Annotated in this window: 19 protein-coding genes; 16 read left to right on the top strand and 3 right to left on the bottom strand. The window is 49.0% G+C overall.

All coding sequences use genetic code 11. The features are described 5' to 3' along the window. Nucleotides 1–18: 18 nt before the first annotated feature. Together R7V76_RS05135 and rpmB are read right to left on the bottom strand one after the other, a co-directional pair. Nucleotides 19–1,422: an amino acid permease gene (locus R7V76_RS05135; RefSeq protein ID WP_318091495.1), complete on the bottom strand. Its 1,404-nt coding sequence runs from the start codon at nt 1,420–1,422 to the stop codon at nt 19–21. Nucleotides 1,423–1,552: 130 nt separating this feature from the next. After that, a complete protein-coding gene (gene rpmB / locus R7V76_RS05130; RefSeq protein ID WP_012370787.1) occupies nt 1,553–1,741 on the bottom strand; it encodes a 50S ribosomal protein L28 in 189 nt (62 codons plus the stop codon). Nucleotides 1,742–2,024: 283 nt separating this feature from the next. Between rpmB and R7V76_RS05125 the strand changes: the two genes are divergently transcribed. From R7V76_RS05125 to rnc, 11 genes are all read left to right on the top strand, one after another. Then, entirely contained in the window at nt 2,025–2,387 is a 363-nt protein-coding gene (locus R7V76_RS05125; protein WP_026827974.1) for an Asp23/Gls24 family envelope stress response protein, read from the top strand. A 25-nt stretch (nt 2,388–2,412) separates the two neighbouring features. Next, entirely contained in the window at nt 2,413–4,086 is a 1,674-nt protein-coding gene (locus R7V76_RS05120; protein WP_440137041.1) for a DAK2 domain-containing protein, read from the top strand. A 91-nt stretch (nt 4,087–4,177) separates the two neighbouring features. Continuing rightward, a complete protein-coding gene (sdaAB, locus tag R7V76_RS05115) occupies nt 4,178–4,840 on the top strand; it encodes an L-serine ammonia-lyase, iron-sulfur-dependent subunit beta (RefSeq protein ID WP_012370784.1) in 663 nt (220 codons plus the stop codon). 4 nt (nt 4,841–4,844) lie between these two features. Then, nucleotides 4,845–5,741 (top strand): L-serine ammonia-lyase, iron-sulfur-dependent, subunit alpha, encoded by an 897-nt coding sequence (gene sdaAA, locus R7V76_RS05110; RefSeq protein ID WP_026827977.1) that lies wholly within the window; start codon nt 4,845–4,847, stop codon nt 5,739–5,741. Further along, nucleotides 5,725–7,755, top strand: coding sequence for an ATP-dependent DNA helicase RecG (gene recG, locus R7V76_RS05105; protein WP_318091494.1), 2,031 nt, complete (start codon nt 5,725–5,727; stop codon nt 7,753–7,755). The genes sdaAA and recG overlap by 17 nt, the downstream gene beginning before the upstream one ends. An 85-nt stretch (nt 7,756–7,840) precedes the next feature. Beyond that, nucleotides 7,841–8,410 carry a transcription factor FapR gene (gene fapR, locus R7V76_RS05100; RefSeq protein WP_012370781.1) on the top strand — a complete coding sequence of 190 codons (570 nt, stop codon included), beginning with the start codon at nt 7,841–7,843 and terminating at the stop codon, nt 8,408–8,410. Then, a complete protein-coding gene (gene plsX, locus R7V76_RS05095; protein ID WP_318091493.1) occupies nt 8,407–9,402 on the top strand; it encodes a phosphate acyltransferase PlsX in 996 nt (331 codons plus the stop codon). The genes fapR and plsX overlap by 4 nt, the downstream gene beginning before the upstream one ends. Nucleotides 9,403–9,415: 13 nt before the next feature. Then, on the top strand, nt 9,416–10,336 hold the full coding sequence (gene fabD / locus R7V76_RS05090) for an ACP S-malonyltransferase (protein ID WP_012370779.1): 921 nt from the start codon (nt 9,416–9,418) through the stop codon (nt 10,334–10,336). Further along, on the top strand, nt 10,333–11,064 hold the full coding sequence (fabG, locus tag R7V76_RS05085) for a 3-oxoacyl-[acyl-carrier-protein] reductase (RefSeq protein ID WP_012370778.1): 732 nt from the start codon (nt 10,333–10,335) through the stop codon (nt 11,062–11,064). The genes fabD and fabG overlap by 4 nt, the downstream gene beginning before the upstream one ends. A gap of 69 nt (nt 11,065–11,133) precedes the next feature. Then, entirely contained in the window at nt 11,134–11,373 is a 240-nt protein-coding gene (acpP, locus tag R7V76_RS05080) for an acyl carrier protein (protein ID WP_012370777.1), read from the top strand. Nucleotides 11,374–11,431: 58 nt separating this feature from the next. Further along, complete coding sequence (gene rnc / locus R7V76_RS05075) at nt 11,432–12,202, top strand: ribonuclease III (protein ID WP_012370776.1); 771 nt, start codon at nt 11,432–11,434, stop codon at nt 12,200–12,202. A 50-nt stretch (nt 12,203–12,252) separates the two neighbouring features. Here rnc and R7V76_RS05070 read toward each other — a convergent pair whose 3' ends face one another. After that, a complete protein-coding gene (locus R7V76_RS05070) occupies nt 12,253–12,453 on the bottom strand; it encodes a DUF1128 family protein (RefSeq protein WP_012370775.1) in 201 nt (66 codons plus the stop codon). Between the two features lie 126 nt (nt 12,454–12,579). Here R7V76_RS05070 and smc point away from each other — a divergent pair, with 126 nt between their 5' ends. From smc to rpsP, 5 genes are all read left to right on the top strand, one after another. Beyond that, entirely contained in the window at nt 12,580–16,149 is a 3,570-nt protein-coding gene (smc, locus tag R7V76_RS05065; protein WP_318091492.1) for a chromosome segregation protein SMC, read from the top strand. Beyond that, nucleotides 16,146–17,150 (top strand): signal recognition particle-docking protein FtsY, encoded by a 1,005-nt coding sequence (ftsY, locus tag R7V76_RS05060; RefSeq protein ID WP_214763931.1) that lies wholly within the window; start codon nt 16,146–16,148, stop codon nt 17,148–17,150. The genes smc and ftsY overlap by 4 nt, the downstream gene beginning before the upstream one ends. A gap of 101 nt (nt 17,151–17,251) precedes the next feature. Beyond that, nucleotides 17,252–17,572 (top strand): putative DNA-binding protein, encoded by a 321-nt coding sequence (locus R7V76_RS05055; RefSeq protein ID WP_012370772.1) that lies wholly within the window; start codon nt 17,252–17,254, stop codon nt 17,570–17,572. A gap of 11 nt (nt 17,573–17,583) precedes the next feature. Then, nucleotides 17,584–18,936, top strand: coding sequence for a signal recognition particle protein (gene ffh / locus R7V76_RS05050; RefSeq protein WP_012370771.1), 1,353 nt, complete (start codon nt 17,584–17,586; stop codon nt 18,934–18,936). Nucleotides 18,937–19,031: 95 nt separating this feature from the next. Beyond that, complete coding sequence (gene rpsP, locus R7V76_RS05045; protein ID WP_012370770.1) at nt 19,032–19,307, top strand: 30S ribosomal protein S16; 276 nt, start codon at nt 19,032–19,034, stop codon at nt 19,305–19,307. Nucleotides 19,308–19,343: the final 36 nt, after the last annotated feature.

Here is a 19,343-nt window from a genome sequence, read left to right as displayed (position 1 = left end):
TCTGCAGGTGGCGGTAGTTCAAGATTCTAATGTGGAACTGGCTGCCTGACGCTCGGTTTGAGCTGCAATATGTTTTCCTTTGACGAACAGGTGGTAACAACCCCATGTCAAGAGGAAGAACGGAACACCGATATACAGTGCGATCCGTTGATCCGCCTGAAACGCCAAGCTGATCAACACGAGCATGTTCAAAGAAAACGAGATGATTGGCAAGACCGGGAAGAACGGTGTCTTGAATTTCAATTCACTGACTGAATGCCCGTCTTTGATGAATTGACGGCGAAACGCAATTTGTGAAGCGGAAATCGAAATCCAACCGACTTGTGCCCCGAGTCCTGCTAGTGACAACAACCAGATGAAGACGGTATCTTCCGCGAAAAAGGCGGTCAGAAGCGATAACATCGCAAACAGCATCGTAAAGCATAACGCCCGCATCGGTACACCACGCGAGTTGACGATGGCAAGTTTTTTCGAGATCATACCTTCTTGAGACATCGACCATAACATCCGGGTAGCCGCGTATAATCCTGAGTTCCCGACCGACAGTAAGGCAGTCAGAACGACGATATTCATCAAATCGGCCGCGTACGGAATCCCGATCGCATCAAAGACCATGATGAACGGACTGCTGATACCGCCGGCTGTTTCATAAGGAATTAAGGCGCCGACGATTGTGATCGAAAGAACAAAAAAGATGAACGTCCGCCAAACCGTATTCCGGATCGCTTTCGGAATCGATTTTTCGGGATCGTTTGACTCTCCGGCCGCAACCCCGATCAATTCCGTCCCCTGGAACGCGAAGTTGACGGCGATCATCGTCGTCAAGACTCCGAGCGCACCGTTCGGGAACAATCCGTTTGAAGTAAAGTTGGCGAATAAACTTTCCGGACGTTCTGCCGTCATGTCGATCCAGCCAAACCAAGCCGCTCCCCCGAGCGCGATGAAAAATAGAATGGCCAGGACTTTCAGGCTCGAGAACCAGAACTCAGCCTCCCCAAAGGCTTTGGCAGATACAGCGTTAAGTCCGAATAAAACGACGGTGAAGATGGCACACCAGATGACGATAGGGGTGTTCGGAAACCACCGATCCATCAGACTTCCGGCTGCTGTGATTTCAAGTGCCACCGTCACGGCCCATCCGAGCCAGTAAATCCAGCCGACGGCAAATCCGATACCCGGTCCGATGAAACGTGTCGTATACGTTTGAAATGATCCAGAAACCGGCATATGGACAGCCATCTCTCCTAAACATAACATTGTCAGGTACATGATGGTCCCACCCACGATGTAACTGAGGACCGCCCCGAGTGGTCCTGCTTGCGAAATCGTTAATCCGGAACCGAGGAACAGTCCCGTACCGATAATCCCTCCGAGTGAAATCATGAAGAGATGCCGGCTTGTCATTTCTCTTTTTAACTGCATGTCTGACCCTTCCCCCTTGAAAAAAATAACTGCTCACTTATTGTAAGCGTTTTCAATTATTCCGACAATTAGTTTATAAGAAAAATAAAAAAAGAACCGGAAGGGAAGATTCCCATCCGGTTACTGCGCCTTATACGCGTTCGACTTTACCTGATTTGAGCGCTCGAGCTGAAACCCAAACCTTTTTAGGTTTACCGTCAACGAGGATACGTACTTTTTGTACGTTGATTCCCCAAGTGCGTTTCGTTTTGTTCAATGCGTGTGAACGGTTGTTTCCCGACTTCGGCGATTTCCCAGTAACGTAGCATTTACGTGCCATGTGTTCCGCCTCCTTTTATGTTGTTTTGCGTTCGTCCTAATAGACACTTTGCTATCTTAGCATGCTGTTAAGACGGTTGCAACATAAAAAAAGTAGCTGACAAGAAAAAAACTTGACAGACAACCTCAAAATTTAAAATAATGAATGAGGATGATGGTAAAAGTTCATTTGACCGCTACTATTTTTCACATATTCATTGTATAGTCAGTACGGCGACTTTTCAATAGTAGGTCCTTATAGTAGAATTATGGGAAGAACACAATTAACAAAGGGGGCTACTCAGGTGGCGATCGAGATGAAAACGACCTATGGAAAAATTGATGTAGACAACGATGTCGTTGCGCAACTTGCAGGCGGAGCGGCGATGGAATGTTTTGGTGTCGTTGGTATGGCATCCCAGTCACAAATCAAAGACGGGCTGGCTGAACTGCTGAAACGCGAAAACTTTGCACGCGGTGTCATCGTACGTCAGGTATCGGAACAAGTTCACATCGATATGCATATCATTGTTAGTTACGGTACGAAAATCTCAGAAGTCGCAAACAACGTCCAGAGCCGTGTGAAATACTCACTCAGCCAGGCACTTGGTTTAGAAGTGACATCTGTAAATATTTTTGTCCAAGGAGTCCGCTTGACGAATGTCTAAGGCGGGAATAGAGGAGGAAACTTTAGTGAGTGTAGATCGTTTAACAGGAGCGCAACTGGTCAAGATGATTCAGAATGGCGCAGCGAATCTCTATCAAAATGCGGATTTTGTCGATTCGCTGAACGTTTTCCCGGTCCCAGATGGTGACACGGGAACAAACATGAATTTGACGATGACGTCGGGTTCAAAAGAAGCAGCCAAAACAACAACAGACTCGGTCTCAGAAGTTGCCACGGTCTTTGCACGTGGTCTTTTAATGGGAGCGCGCGGAAACTCCGGCGTTATCTTAAGCCAATTGTTCCGTGGTTTCTCAAAATCAATCGAAGGAAAAGATGCGATTGATACAAAGGAATTCGCAGATGCCCTGCAAAAAGGGGTCGATACAGCGTATAAAGCAGTCATGAAACCGGTGGAAGGAACGATTTTGACGGTAGCACGCGAGACAGCTGTCGCGGCGATCGCCCAGTCCGAGACAACAACGGATTTACTCGAACTGATGCGCGGTGTCGTTGAAGCTTCAAAAGTGTCACTCGAAGGGACACCGGACTTGTTACCTGTACTTAAAGAAGTCGGTGTCGTCGATTCCGGTGGTCAAGGACTGGTTTGTATCTATGAAGGATTCCTTGCGACCCTCGAAGGGAAAGAGCTTGAGAAACCGCATGCGCCTGTCATGGAAGCACTCGTCGAAGCAGAGCATCACAAATCGGCTCAAAGCTTCATGTCAACGGAAGAAATTCATTACGGTTACTGCACGGAAATCATGGTGCGTTTCCAGGACGATAAATTAGCAGATACGCCGTTCAGTGAAGAAGCATTCCGGAACGAGCTCGCGGAATTCGGTGATTCATTACTCGTCGTTGCAGACGAAGAGTTACTGAAGGTTCATGTTCACGTGGAAACACCGGGTGAAGTCATCACGAAAGGTCAGCGTTTTGGTGAACTTGTTGCCGTCAAGATTGAAAACATGCGTCAACAGCACTCGACGATCCTCGAAGAAGAAGGCGTCAATCAAGTGGCGGCTCCGGTTGCGACAAAAGCAAAAGCCCAGTCAGCGCTTGTAACGGTAGCGATGGGTGAAGGAATCAGCGAACTCTTTAAATCACTTGGCGTCAGTGTCGTCATCGAAGGCGGACAAACGATGAATCCGTCAACGGAAGACATCGTCAAAGCCATTGAAGATGCCCATGCGGAACACGTCTACGTGTATCCGAACAACTCGAATATCATCATGGCAGCAGAACAAGCGGCATCAGTTGCTTCTTGTGGTGTGACGGTCGTGAAGTCGAAGACCGTACCTCAAGGACTGGCGGCGACCATCGTCTACAATCCGGAAGCAACAGTCGCTGAAAACGAACGTCATATGACGGATGCGATCGCAGCAGTTAAATCCGGTCAAGTCACATATGCCGTCCGCGATACAAGCATCGATGGTGTCGAGATTAAAAAAGACGATCATATGGCGATTGCCGAAAAACAAATCATTGCAACGGATCATTCAAGCCTCGGGGCTGTCAAGAAACTCGTGGATACACTTGTGACAGACGAAGATGAAATCATCACGGTTCTGTTTGGTGAAGGAGTGGCACAAGAAGAAGTCGACGAACTGGTCGCCTACATCGAATCCATCAATCCGGAAGCGGAAGTAGAAGTCCATGATGGAAAACAACCGCTCTACTCGTATATCTTAAGCGTCGAATAATATAAAACGTGAACGTACCTTTTCACATATCCCACCATCTGCGATAATAGAGGTGGGATTTTTGTTTAGTTGAAAGAGAGGGGAAAAGAAGATGAAGTATCGGAGTGTATTTGATATCATCGGTCCAATCATGGTCGGACCATCCAGTTCGCATACGGCGGGGGCAGCACGGATTGGATTGATGGCGGGGAAATTGTTTGGCGAGCAGCCGACGGATATTACGATTACGTTTTATGGGTCATTTGCGGACACGTACCGGGGACACGGAACGGACGTCGCCATTATCGGCGGTGTCCTCGGCTATGATACGTTTGACGACCGGATTCCGGAATCAATCAAGATTGCGGAACAAAAAGGAATCCGGATTCATTTTGAAACAAGTGAAGCCTTGACGGATCATCCGAACACGGCACGTGTTCATCTGACGGATGGACAGGCGGAGTTTGAGCTCGTAGGCATTTCAATCGGCGGGGGAACGATTGAGATTACCGAGTTGAACGGAGTACCGTTGAAACTGTCAGGCGGTGGACCGGCCCTGATCGTCCTGCACCATGACCGCTTTGGGGCCATCGCAGCTGTCACAAGTATTTTGGCCGATTATGAAATCAACATCGGTCACATGGAAGTATCGCGTCACGAAAAAGGCAAGCAGGCATTGATGGCGATCGAAATCGACGACCGCATGCCGACTGCCGTACTCGAAGAAATCAACCGTTTACCACAAGTCGAGCGTTCTGTCATGATGGGAGAGTGAAGAGATGTTTAAATCCGTAAAAGAACTCGTCGCACTGGCGACTGAAAAAAATGTACCGATTTCAGAAATCATGATTGAACAGGAAATGACGGTCCGGCACCTTGAACGGGATGAAGTCCTCGGAATGATGGAACGGAATCTTGAAGTCATGGAAGCAGCGGTCGAACGGTCGCTGACAGGGGATGGTGTCGAATCGGTCACTGGTCTGACCGGCGGCGATGCTGTGTTGTTACAGCGATATCGGGCAAGCGGACAAGGATTATCCGGCGATCTGTTGTTAGACGCCGTCAGTAAGGCGATTGGCACAAATGAAGTCAATGCAGCTATGGGGAAAATCTGTGCGACACCGACAGCCGGTAGTGCAGGCGTCGTTCCGGGCACGTTATTCGCAGTTCGGGAACGTTTGAATCCGAGTCGCGAACAGATGCTGCGCTTCCTGTTTACATCCGGTGCGTTCGGTTTTGTTGTGGCGAACAACGCGTCCATTTCCGGCGCGGCGGGCGGATGTCAGGCGGAAGTCGGTTCGGCAACGGCCATGGCAGCGGCGGCAATCGTTGAAATGGCAGGTGGAACACCCGATCAATCGGCCCACGCGTTTGCGATCGCCCTTAAAAACATGCTCGGACTCGTCTGCGATCCGGTTGCCGGACTCGTTGAAGTACCATGCGTGAAACGAAATGCCATGGGCGGAGCGAACGCGCTTGTTGCAGCCGATATGGCGTTAGCCGGTATCACGTCACGGATTCCGTGTGACGAAGTCATCGGAGCGATGTATGAAATCGGTCAAATGATGCCGTCCGCCTTACGGGAAACCGCGAAAGGCGGACTCGCCAACACACCGACAGGGCGTTGGCTCGAATCAAAAATCTTTGGGGAACTCTCGAATGAATCCATCAAATAAAGTAACCGCATTAAAAGGAGTCGGGCGCGATTTAGCCCGTAAACTCGAAGAAATGGATATGTTGACGATTGCGGACGTGCTTGAGCACGTCCCGTTTCGTTATGACGATTTTGTGACCGGCAGTCTGACAGAGGCAATCCATGAAGATAAGGTGAAATTCACAGGACAGGTTCAATCGGAAGCACTTGTCCGGTATTACGGAAAAGGAAAAAACCGACTCACGTTCCGTCTGCTTGTCGAAGACCGTTACAGCGTCACCGTGACGATGTTCAACCGTGCTTTTTATAAAGATCAGTTAAAACTCGGTGAAGAAGTGACGGTCAGCGGCAAATGGGATTTACACCGGATGACGATCTCAGCGACAGAATTACAATTCGGAGCGATTGAAGGGGAATTGACACCGGTCTATTCGCTCAAAGGGGACATGCGGATGAAGACGTTCCGGCGGGTCGTCGAACTGGCTTTTGCCGAATGCGAAGCCCTCGAGGAACGAATTCCGGAAAACATTCGTAAGACCTATCGACTACTGGACCGGATGACGATGTTGCGTCGGTTGCACTTCCCGACAACCCGGCAAGATTTAACGACTGCCCGGAGAAGTTATGTCTATGAAGAATGTCTGTACTTCCAACTGAAGTTACAGACGTTACGCCTCGGGAAACGAAAGGGACAAGGTCTTGCTTTACCGTTGTTCCAGCAAGAAATCGATCAATTCATTGCCACGTTACCGTTTCCGCTCACCGGAGCGCAAAAGCGGGTGACGGACGAAATTTTGGCTGACATGCATCGACCGGAACGGATGAACCGGCTTCTCCAAGGAGACGTCGGAAGTGGAAAAACAGTTGTGGCGGCGATTGCCCTCTTTGCGGCGGTCCGCGCGAATAAACAAGGGGCACTGATGGTGCCGACAGAAATTTTAGCGGAACAGCATGCCTCTTCGCTTGCACCGCTCCTCGAGCCGCTCGGCATTAAAGTTGGATTATTGACGAGTTCCGTCAAAGGAAAAAGCCGGCTCCTTCTGCTGGAAGCGTTACGGCAAGGGGAAATCGACGTATTGGTCGGGACTCATGCCTTGATTCAAGATACGGTCGTCTTCAAGGACCTTCATCTCGTCATCACGGATGAACAACACCGGTTTGGAGTCGAACAACGAAAACGCCTGCGGGCGAAAGCAGAACAGGCAGATGTTCTTTACATGACAGCGACACCGATTCCACGGACGCTAGCAATTTCCGTGTTTGGCGATATGGATGTCTCAATCATTGACGAGATGCCGGCAGGAAGAAAAGAAATTGAAACTTATTGGGCAAAACCGGAACAAATGGAACGGGTTTTCGGGTTTGTCGAAAAAGAGTTACTGCTCGGTCATCAAGCGTATGTCATCACGCCACTGATTGAGGAATCTGAATCACTGGATGTGCAAAATGCAATCGAGCTGCATTTGCTTTTAACAGAACGGTTTTCCACGCAACGTGTCGGATTGATGCACGGCCGTCTCAGTTCGTCCGAAAAAGACGACGTCATGCAGGCCTTTAAAGAAAATCAAGTGCAAGTCCTGGTCTCGACAACCGTCGTCGAAGTCGGTGTCAACGTCCCGAATGCCTCGATTATCGTCATTTATGATGCGGAACGGTTTGGTTTGGCCCAATTACACCAGTTACGCGGCCGGGTCGGGCGGGGAGCAGCCCAGTCTTTTTGTATCTTGATCGCCGATCCGTCTTCCGATACCGGAAAAGAACGGATTAAAACGATGACGGAAACGAACGACGGATTTAAGTTGGCAGAAAAGGATCTTGAGTTACGCGGAGCCGGAAACTTTTTTGGGACCGAACAAAGCGGCTTGCCACGATTTGTGTTGACCGATCCGGCACTCGACATCCAGGTGATGGAGACGGCGCGAAACGATGCGGTTCGTCTGCTCCGTTCCGATGCCTTTTGGCAACACCCGGAGTACGCGGTTTTACGCCGATATATCGAACAGCAGGGACTGCTGGATGGAGAAAGAATCGAATAATACTTGAAAGTGAACAACAAGGGATATATACTACTATTAGTACCAGGTAATAATGGTAGTTATCCTTCTTGTGGGAGGAACGTACATGCGGGTACCTAAAAAAGAGCGACAAACTGAACTACAGCATACAATTGAACAAAATCCGTTCATTACGGATGAAGCATTAGCCACTCATTTCAATGTCAGTATCCAGACGATTCGACTGGACCGGATGGAAATGAAGATTCCGGAATTACGTGAACGGATTAAACACGTCGCGACGGAACGGCTAGATGATGTGCGTACATTGACTGAAAATGAAGTCATTGGTGATATGATTGACCTGAAACTAGATACATCGGCGATTTCGATTTTAGAAATCCTACCGGAACACGCGTTCAGCCGAAATGCCATTGCCCGCGGACATATTTTGTTTGCCCAAGCCAATTCATTGGCCATCGCCTTGATTGATGATGAACTGGCTTTGACGACAAAAGCCAACGTCCAGTTTACACGGTCCGTTCACGTCGGTGAACGTGTCGTGGCAAAAGCATTCGTCAGTTCGCACCGGCAGGATGGCAGATCGGACATCAACGTCGAGAGTTTTGTCGGCGATGAGTGTGTGTTCATCGGTGAATTTACGGTGTATCGAAGTAGTAAGGAGGAGTCAAAATGATTTTAGCAGTAGACGCAATGGGAGGAGATCATGCTCCACGCGCCATCGTAGAAGGAGTCGTTCAATTTTTAGCGGAGCGTCCGACGGAACAGATTGAAATCCGTCTGGTCGGCGACGAATTGAAATTACGTTCGTATGACATCAAGGATCCGCGTGTGAAAATCGTTCACGCCGCATCTGTCATTACCGGAGAAGACGAACCGGTCCGAGCAATCCGTCGCAAGAAAGACAGCTCACTCGTGGTGGCTGCAAACCTGGTGAAATCAAAAGAAGCAGATGCTTTGATTTCAGCAGGCAACACGGGTGCACTCATGACAGCCGGATTGTTCGTGATTGGTCGGATTGAAGGGATTGACCGTCCGGCATTAGCGCCGACGTTCCCGACACGAAATGGAAAAGGGGTCGTCATCTTAGATGTCGGTGCCAATCCAGACGCAAAAGCCGAACATCTTTTGGATTATGCGATCATGGGGTCGGTCTACGCAGAACAAGTCAGAGGAATCAAACAACCGAAAGTGGCCTTGCTGAATATCGGATCAGAAGCCGGTAAAGGGAATGCCCTGACGAAAGAGACCTATCCTCTACTTGAGACCGCACCCATCCATTTTGTCGGGAATGTCGAAGCGCGAGAAGCGATGAGCGGGGAAGTGGATGTCATCGTGACGGAAGGTTTCGCCGGAAACACGCTGTTAAAGAGTACAGAAGGCGCCGCCAGTATGATCATGGGTGTCATGAAAGAACAATTCATGAGTTCATTCAGTTCAAAAATCGCGGCTTTGATTTTAAAACCGAAGCTGAAAAAAATGAAACAACTGCTTGCTTATGAAGAATACGGCGGAGCCGGGTTATTCGGAATTGCCGCTCCGGTCATCAAAGCCCATGGTTCGAGTAATGCCTATGCGTTCAGCCGGGCGTTGGTACAAGCAGAGCAGATGGTCGAACAGCAGGTAGTTACAAAAATCATCGAGGCAAAAACAACGAAAGAAATCTAAAGGGGTGAGACGGATGGGTAAAACGGTTTGGATGTTCCCAGGTCAAGGATCACAAATGCCAGGAATGGGACAAACACTTCTCCATCATGAAGAGTCACGTCAAGCATTGATGGACCTCGGGACACGGATTGGTCTTGATTTAACGGATCTGTTGACGACAGGGACAAAAGAAGATTTGAAACCGACGGAAATCGCACAACCTGCCATCGTTGCACACAGTACGCTGCTTGCGAATCGTTATGCGGCGCTTGGTCATCGGCCGGACTTCGTACTCGGACACAGCGTCGGAGAGTACAGTGCACTCGTTGCCGCATCTGTCTTGACGGCAAGTGAAGCGGTCTATCTCGTACGCGAACGAGGAAATCTGATGAATCAAGTAACGGGCGGGACGATGGCAGCTGTCATCGGTCTAAACGACGTCGAAGCAGCCCATCATGCTGTCGAGTCCATTGCGGCAACGGGAGAAATCGTTCAAATCGCCAACTACAACTGTCCCGGACAATTCGTGATTTCAGGACAAGTTGCAGCTGTCGAGACGGCGACTGCGAAATTAAAAGAGTTGGGCGCGAAACGTGTCCTGCCGCTTGATGTATCAGGAGCATTCCACTCGTCGTTAATGACACCGTTTGCCTCACGGTTCGAAGATATTTTGGTTTCTTCACCATTCCAGGCGGCAAAAACGAAATTCATTTCGAATGTCGACAGTGATTTCCACGATCAGCCGGATGAGTTGATCCGTTTACTTGTCCAACAATTGTATTCACCGGTTCGTTTTGAAGCCTGTGTGGAAAAATTGATTGCAGAAGGTGCGGATACATTCATTGAATTCGGTCCGTCGTCACCGCTCAGCGGTCTCGTCAAGCGGATTAAAAAAGACGTCAAGATTGTCAGCATCACGACACTTGAACAATTAGAAGCGGAGGCGATTCGTTGAATAAGGTAGCACTCGTCACCGGCGCCTCACGTGGAATCGGAGCCGCTATCGCCAAACGGTTGGCGGCAGACGGATTCCGGATTGTCGTGAACTACGCCGGGAATACAGCAAAAGCAGAAGAAGTCGTTTCGGCCATCGTCGATGCGGGCGGTGAGGCCATTGCCGTCCAAGCAGACGTGGCAGATGCCGAGCAAGTCAAGGCATTGCTGAAAACGGCACTGGATACTTACGGTCAGTTGGATTGTGTCGTCAACAATGCCGGAATCACGCGTGACGGTCTGTTAATGCGAATGAAAGAAGCAGATTTCGATGCGGTTCTAAACACCAATTTAAAAGGTGCGTTTCTTGTGACACAAGCGGCGACGCGGCCGTTGTTAAAGACGAGCGGTCGTATCATCAATATCGCTTCCGTCGTCGGCATTACCGGTAATCCCGGTCAAGCCAACTATGTAGCGGCGAAAGCGGGACTGATCGGATTTACGAAGTCGGTCGCACGCGAACTGGCAAGTAAAGGCGTTACGGCAAATGCGATTTGTCCCGGTTTCATTGAAACCGATATGACGGATGAATTGACAGAAGCGCAACGTAATCAGACGCTCGATCAAATTCCGTTAAAACGATTTGGTCAGACGGACGATATTGCATCGCTCGTTAGTTTCATCGCATCAGACAATGCTCGTTACATCACTGGTCAAACTTTGGCAGTCGATGGCGGCATGACAATGTAAGTGAACTGTGGTAGTACTTTGCCAAATTGGCAATCATCTTATATACTCAACTCATGGAGGGATTTTAAAATGACAAAAGAACAAATTTTAGTAGACGTGCAAGAAGCAATCGCAGAAAAATTAGGTAAAGAACAGAGTGAAATCACACTCGACAAATCGTTTAAAGACGATCTCGGAGCAGATTCACTTGAAGTCATGGAACTCGTAATGGATCTCGAAGATAAATTCGAAATCACAATCGAAGATGACCAAGCAGAAAACTTAAAAACAGTCGGCGATGTCGTTAGCTACATCGAAACACAAGTCTAATATATGAAGCTGAACCCACCGCGTATTTGCGGTGGGATTTAGCTGTTTAGGAGGCATTATGACAAATCAAAAAGGACGTCGTGTCCGAAAAGGACCCTATGTAAAGCGACGCAAAGACTCACGGGCTTTGGCGCAAATTGAACAGAAGTTCGGACAGCTCCAGGAACGGCTGGATATTCATTTTGCGAATGTAGAACTATTGAAGCAAGCATTTACACATTCTTCGTTTGTGAATGAGCAGCGTGAATCAGACGGGGATAATGAACGTCTTGAATTTCTGGGTGACGCGGTACTTGAATTGACAGTCTCCCGTTATCTCTTTCAACACTACCCGGAACGTTCCGAGGGGGAATTAACAAAGCTGCGTGCGGCCATTGTCTGTGAGCCGTCACTGGTACAGTTCGCGAATCATTACGAGTTTTCTGAAATGATTCTACTTGGTAAAGGAGAGGAACTGACAGGGGGAAGAAATCGTCCGGCACTACTCGCGGATGTATTTGAAGCCTTCATCGGTGCCTTATACCTCGATCAAGGGATTGAAGCTGCAGAACGATTCCTCGCCGAAGCGGTTTTTCCGAAAGTGGCGTCTGGATTTTTTGAAGAACAAACTGATTTTAAAAGTCAACTCCAGGAAGCGATCCAGCGGGTCGGACTGGGACAGATCGAGTATGAAATCATCGAAGAACGCGGACCTGCACACAGTCGGGAGTTCATCTCGCGCGTGCACATCGCGGATAAGCTGGAAGGCATCGGAACCGGCCGCTCGAAAAAAGAGGCGGAACAGCAGGCTGCCAAACAAGCCTTGCTTGAACTGAAAAACAGCTTTTGACATGAAAAAAGGCACCCATTTCAAAATGGAGTGCCTTTTTGTGAGGAATCTTAAACGGTTTTCAATGATTTCAGTTCATCGACGATGGCATCGACTTCTGCTAATGTCAACGACTCACGCATCATGACGAAATCATAAATCTCTTTTAAATCGTCATTTTTTGTTCCATCGAATTGTTCCGCCTTGATGACACCTTTGTTAATGATGTTCAATTTATCCAGGATCTCTACGATCATTTGTTCAATTGTCATGTCTTAAAATCTCCTCTTCATCTCTTTAAGCCTAACATTACCATAAAAGCTACCATTTTGTAGACCTTTCGGCTATGGTAAACTAAAAGAAAATCAAAAAGAAATTTAAACATATGGGTGGTCAAGATGTACTTAAAACGAATTGAAATCAATGGCTTCAAGTCATTTGCTAGTCGGACGGAGCTCGACTTCCTTCCGGGAGTCACGGCTGTCGTCGGACCAAATGGCAGCGGGAAGTCCAATATATCGGATGCAGTACGCTGGGTGCTCGGTGAGCAGTCGGCTAAATCATTACGCGGTGCGAAGATGGAAGATGTCATCTTTGCCGGAAGTATCTCGGAACACCGGAAACAATTTGCGGAAGTCACCCTCGTGCTCGACAATGAATCGGGGACGGTCGCTTTGCCGTATCAAGAAATCAATGTGACCCGGCGTGTCACGCGAAACGGAGACAGTGACTACTTCTTAAATAAAAAACCGTGCCGTTTAAAAGACGTGCTCGATTTATTCATGGATACCGGGTTGTCCCGCGATGCGTTTGCCATCATCGGTCAAGGACGGGTCGAACAAGTCATTTCCGGAAAACCGGAAGAACGGCGCTCTGTCATCGAAGAGGCGGCCGGTGTTTTGAAATACCGGAACCGTAAAAAACAAGCCGAAAGAAAATTAACGGATACAGAAACAAATCTTTCCCGTGTCGATGATATTCTGTACGAACTGGGTGGACGAATTGAGCCGTTACGGGAACAAGCGTCACTGGCAAAAGAATTTTTAGTAGCCCGTGAACGGTATGACTTCTTGGAACGGGGCATCATTGCGACCGAAATCGAGCAGTATATGACACAACTCACTGACGTGTCGACGGAAATCGAATCCTGCCAAGCCCAACTGCTTGCGGAGCAGGAGCGGTTGCAAGAGACAATAGCGACAAGGGAAACACAAGAAACATCGTTAGAAGAGAAGCGGCGCTTAGAAACGGAAATGCAGGACCGCCTGCGGCTCGTATCGACGAAACTCGTTGAAATCGAAGGAGCTTTAAACCTGGCGAAAGAACGGGAAAAGCACGGAGCGGAAATGAAAGCGCGTCTTGAACAGGAAGTAACGGTTGCAGAACAACGGGTAGCGCAAATCGAACAAGAAGAACAGACGGTGCTGAAGCAACAGCAAGAGACACAACAACTGTACTTGCAGACAGTCGCCAAACGGGAACAAGCCGATGCCGCCTTATCTTACTCCGACCGGGACTTTGAAAAGGAAGCCGAACAATTGCGTTCGGAAGCATTTGAAGTAGCGAGCCGGTTGGCGGCGACGACCAATGCATACCATCGGGCGCAACAAGATCTGTTACATGCAGAAGAGCAGCAACGGAGCTTTTCGGAAAACGTCGGCTCAAAACAAACGGATCGTTCGACGTATGAAGCGGAAACGATTCGCCTTGCACAGCAGGTAGAAGAATTACGGAATCGCTTGGAAACATTGCGTCAGGAAGAAAAGACACAGCAAGACCAGCATCGTCAGCAACAGGAGACGTTGCGCCAAATGGAACAATCAATCATCGATCTCCACCGACGCCGCGATAAGACCGAAGACCGGATTGAATTTTTGGAATCTGTCAAAGCCGACTACAGTGGTTATTTCGGAGCCGTCAAAACCGTCTTAAAACAGCGGGACCGGATTGCCGGTATCCACGGTGCCGTCGCGGAACTGATCACCGTTCCCGCCCGCTTCGAGGCAGCGATTGAAACCGCACTGGGCGGCGCGATGCAAAACGTCGTCGTCGATACCGATGTGACGGGACGGAAACTGATTCAAGAGTTGCGCCGGCTGAATGCCGGGCGGGCGACGTTTATGCCGCTCTCGTCGATTCAGCGCCGGGAACTGAGTGCTTCCGTCCAGCAAAGTGTGTCAGGGATGCCGGGATATCTCGGCGTCGCAAGTCAACTGGTCACGACGCGGGAAGACTTTACGAAACTAAAAGATAATCTGCTTGGGACGACACTCGTTGTCGAATCACTTGAACAAGCCAATGCCATCGCCCGTTCCACCGGACACCGTTACCGGATCGTGACGCTCGAGGGTGACGTCGTTAACGTCGGCGGATCGATGACGGGAGGCAGTCGTAAAAAAGGAACACCGCTCTTCAGCCAATCCCGTGAACTGGAAGAGTTGCAGGCGGGATTGAAACAAGGTCAAGCTGTCATTCGTGAACAAGAGCGTCGGCGTGATGAAATGAAAACAGCCATGCAACAACTCGTCGGCTCGCTGGAAACAAATACCCGTGATATTCAATTGGTTCAAGCACAGTTGGAAAGTGTTCGCGAAGCCTACACGGATGCGAAGCGCAGTCTAGCCGTCACATCTTCTGAATTATCGGTCCACGACGGTCAATTGACCCGTCTCGCTGAACAAGCGGCAGAGGCGAAGTCCATCATCGCGGCATCAGAGCGGGACATGGAACGGTTAACGAACCGGCAAGCGGAATTGCGGCAAGCAATCGATCAACTGAAGGAAGCACAGTCACGCGGAGCAGTTGCGGTCGAAGAATTAAAGCAACAGCAAGCGGAAGCCTTGCTTGAGGAACGGACTGTCAGCATGACACATGACCAAATCGACCGTGAGGTAACACGCCTCCGTGAGACATTGAGTCATGCAAAATTAGAACGAAGTCATAAACGCCGTGATCTGAAGCATGTCCTGGAAGGATTCGACGAAGCGAAGATTGATGCCCTGCACACTGAGAAAACGCAGATGCAACAGGAACAAACTTCAGTCGAACGCGAATTGACGCTTGTGACGGCAGAAATTCAGCAGGCGGCAGAAAACTTACGTCTGTTACGGATTCAGGAAGCGAAACTGACAGAAGCCCGGCAAGGGACGACACAGCGTCTCGATCAAGCCCGGCTTACTCAGGGACGGCTCAGTACACGCCTTGAGACCCGTCACGAGACACTGGAAGAGATGGGACTGGTCGCCGAGTTGATTCAACCGCTGACGATCTCATTCGAGGAGGCAAAGGAAGAATTGCATCTTCTGAAACGGCAACTCGAGGAAATCGGGATTGTCAATCTCGGTGCGATTGAAGAGTTTGCCGAAGTCGATCAACGTTTTACGTTCCTGTCCACGCAACGCGACGATCTGGTCAGTGCGAAGACCGATTTGTATGCGGTCATCGAAGAAATGGACCGGGAAGTCATCCGGCTGTTCAAACAGACGTATACAGCGGTCCGGGAACATTTCCGGGAAACGTTCCGCGAACTGTTTGGCGGCGGGGAAGCCGACTTGATCCTCGTCGACCCTACGGATCTGTTGACAAGCGGTATTGATATCGTGGCGAAACCGCCCGGTAAAAAGTTACAGAACCTGTCCTTGTTGTCGGGCGGAGAACGAGCGCTGACAGCGATTGCTTTATTGTTTGCCATCTTAAAAACACGCCCGGTGCCATTCTGTGTTTTGGATGAGGTCGAAGCAGCCCTCGATGAGGCGAACGTCGCCCGATTCGGAGAGTTCGTTCATCAACTGGCACGTGAGACCCAGTTCATCATCATCACCCACCGTAAGGGGACGATGGAGTCAGCGGATGTCCTGTATGGTGTGACGATGCAACAAAATGGTATTTCTGAAGTATTATCCGTTAAACTGGAAGAAGCGAGACGGACATTAAGCGAAGAAGTAGAACCAAAGGGGATAAAAAAATGAGTTTCTTTAAAAAGTTAAAAGACCGGTTGACGACTTCGACACAAGAAGTGACGTCGAAATTTACGGAAGGTTTGACGAAAACGCGGGACGGATTGGCGAATGCCGTCAATGATCTCGTCTACCGCTTCCGGGAAGTCGACGAAGATTTTTTTGAAGAGTTGGAAGAAGTCCTGATTCAGGCGGATGTCGGTGTCACGACGACGATGGATCTTGTCGAAAAGTTAAAAATTGAAGTCAAACGTAAAAACGTCAAGGATACAAAAGAAGTGCGTGACGTACTTGTCGAAGTTGTCGCCAACATGCTGGTGGAAGAAGAAGAGTCCGAACTTGATCTCAGTCATGAACTCAATGTGATCTTATTTGTCGGTGTCAACGGCGTCGGGAAAACGACGACAATCGGTAAACTGGCGAATCGTCTGAAAAACGAAGGCAAAACGGTGATGCTCGCAGCCGGCGATACATTCCGGGCCGGTGCAATCGACCAACTTCAAGTCTGGGGTGAACGTTCCGGTGTTCCGGTCATCCGTCAGGGAGAAGGATCGGATCCGGCGGCAGTCATCTATGATGCTGTCCAGGCCGCAAAAGCACGCCGTGTCGATGTCCTGATTTGCGATACGGCCGGCCGTCTGCAAAACAAAGTCAATTTAATGAATGAACTTGAAAAAGTAAAACGTGTCATCGAACGGGAAATTCCGGGAGCACCGCATGAAGTATTGCTTGCGCTTGACGCGACGACGGGTCAAAATGCAATGGTTCAAGCAAAAGCCTTTAAACAGGCGACCGATGTCAGCGGAATCGTTCTGACGAAGCTTGACGGAACGGCGAAAGGCGGAATCGTTCTTGCGATTAAGAATGAGCTGGATCTGCCGGTGAAATTCGTCGGTCTCGGTGAAAAAATCGATGACTTACAACCGTTCGATGCCGAACAATTCGTCTATGGATTATTCGGGGATGTCTTTGAAGAAAAAGAAACAGTCGAAGAAGTCCGAGAAGAGGACTGACCTCGATTTCCTTGTAAAGAAAAAAACTTGACAACACACTGTGAGGGCTGTACTATACTATCTGTAAAGGAATTTCACTTAACAACCGTGGAGGTGCTCGAATGACACTTGATAAGACGAACCGGATGAATTATCTGATTGACTTTTATCAGGAGCTTTTGACGCCGAAACAACGGAATTATATGTCACTCTATTATCTGGATGACTTTTCGTTAGGTGAGATCGCCGATGAGTTTGAAGTCAGCCGACAAGCAGTCTACGACAACATAAAACGTACGGAAGCGATGCTTGAACAATATGAAGAACGACTGGGTCTGTTTGCAAAGTATGAACAGAGAAAGTTACTCCTTGATCAGTTAAAGCAACTTGACCTTCCGAGCGAAGCTCACGTGACCATTGCGGCACTTGAGCAATTAGAGTAGGGGGCAATTTCATGGCATTCGAAGGATTATCGGAACGGCTTCAAGCCAGCCTCGCTAAAATGCGGGGTAAAGGTAAGATTTCTGAAGCGGACGTAAAAGAAATGATGCGTGAGGTCCGCCTTGCGTTATTAGAAGCTGACGTCAACTTCAAAGTCGTCAAACAATTCGTAAATGATGTGAAAGAACGTGCAGTCGGGCAAGATGTCATGACGTCTCTCACACCAGGTCAGCAAGTCGTCAAAATCGTCCATGACGAATTGACGAAACTGATGGGGTCAGAAGTTTCTCCGTTGACGTTATCGAACCGTCCGCCAACCGTCATCATGATGACCGGTTTACAAGGGGCAGGTAAGACGACGACGGTCGGAAAACTCGCGAATCATTTACGGAAGAAACAAAATCGCAGTCCACTGCTCGTCGCAGCGGATATTTACCGACCGGCTGCGATCAAACAGCTCGAGACGTTAGGGAAACAACTCGAACTGCCGGTTTTCTCAATGGGAGATCAGGTCAGTCCACAAGAGATTGTTACGAACGCTCTCGACTATGCAAAAGAGCATCACCACGATATCGTGTTGATCGATACGGCGGGACGCTTACATATCGACGAGGACCTGATGCAGGAACTGGTTGATGTGAAAGAAATCGCCAAACCAAATGAAATTTTCCTTGTCGTCGATTCAATGACGGGTCAGGACGCTGTCAATGTCGCGCAAAGCTTTAATGAAAAGCTGGGTGTGACAGGTGTCGTCTTGACGAAGCTCGACGGGGATACTCGAGGCGGAGCAGCACTCTCCATCAAGGCAGTCACCGGAGCACCGATTAAATTCGTCGGTCTTGGAGAGAAGCTGGACGCAATCGAGCCATTCTATCCAGAGCGGATGGCGTCACGGATTCTCGGCATGGGAGATATGCTGACGCTGATTGAAAAAGCGGAGTCTCAAATGGACGCAACTCGCGCCAAAGAGCTCGAAGGCAAAATGCGCGATGCATCGTTCACGTTTGACGATTTCATCGAGCAGTTACAGCAAGTGAAACAGATGGGTCCTTTGGATGAGTTGTTAGGAATGATTCCGGGTGCCGGTAAAGGAAAGATGAAGGGTCTGAAAAATGCCCAAATCGATGAGAAGCAACTCGTTTATGTCGAAGCGATTATTCAATCGATGACAAAACGAGAGCGGACTGAACCGGAAATTCTCAATGCAAGTCGTCGGAAACGGATTGCGCGCGGCAGCGGTCGCAGCATTCAAGAAGTGAACCGATTGATCAAGCAATTTGAAGACATGCGGAAGATGATGAAACAATTCTCCGGCCAAATGGGCAAAGGGAAAAAGAAAGGCGGCTTTGGCCTCCCATTCTTCTAAAAGTCTTTTCACTTTTGCTGGAACGTTGTATACTAGTGAAGTTGTCAATTTGACTAAACGAAAAAAAATTATTTATTATTTGGAGGGACTTACGAATGGCAGTTAAAATTCGTCTTAAGCGCATGGGCGCAAACAAATCACCTTTCTACCGTGTGGTAGTAGCAGACTCACGTGCACCACGTGATGGTCGTTTCATCGAGCAAATCGGATACTACAACCCGGTTGCTAAACCAGAAGCAGAAGTAAAACTTAACGAAGAGCTTGCTCTTAAATGGCTCGCTGAAGGTGCTAAACCTTCGGACACAGTTCGTAACCTCTTCTCAAAAGCTGGTATCATGGAGAAATTCCACAACGCGAAACTCGCGAAGTAAGACGATTGGAGGTGAGCGAAAGCTTACCTCCTTTTT

The organism is Exiguobacterium artemiae (assembly GCF_033342815.1).
In the GTDB taxonomy this organism is placed as follows: Bacteria; Bacillota; Bacilli; order Exiguobacteriales; family Exiguobacteriaceae; genus Exiguobacterium_A; species Exiguobacterium_A artemiae_A.
This window is presented reverse-complemented; position numbering and strand designations above follow the sequence as displayed.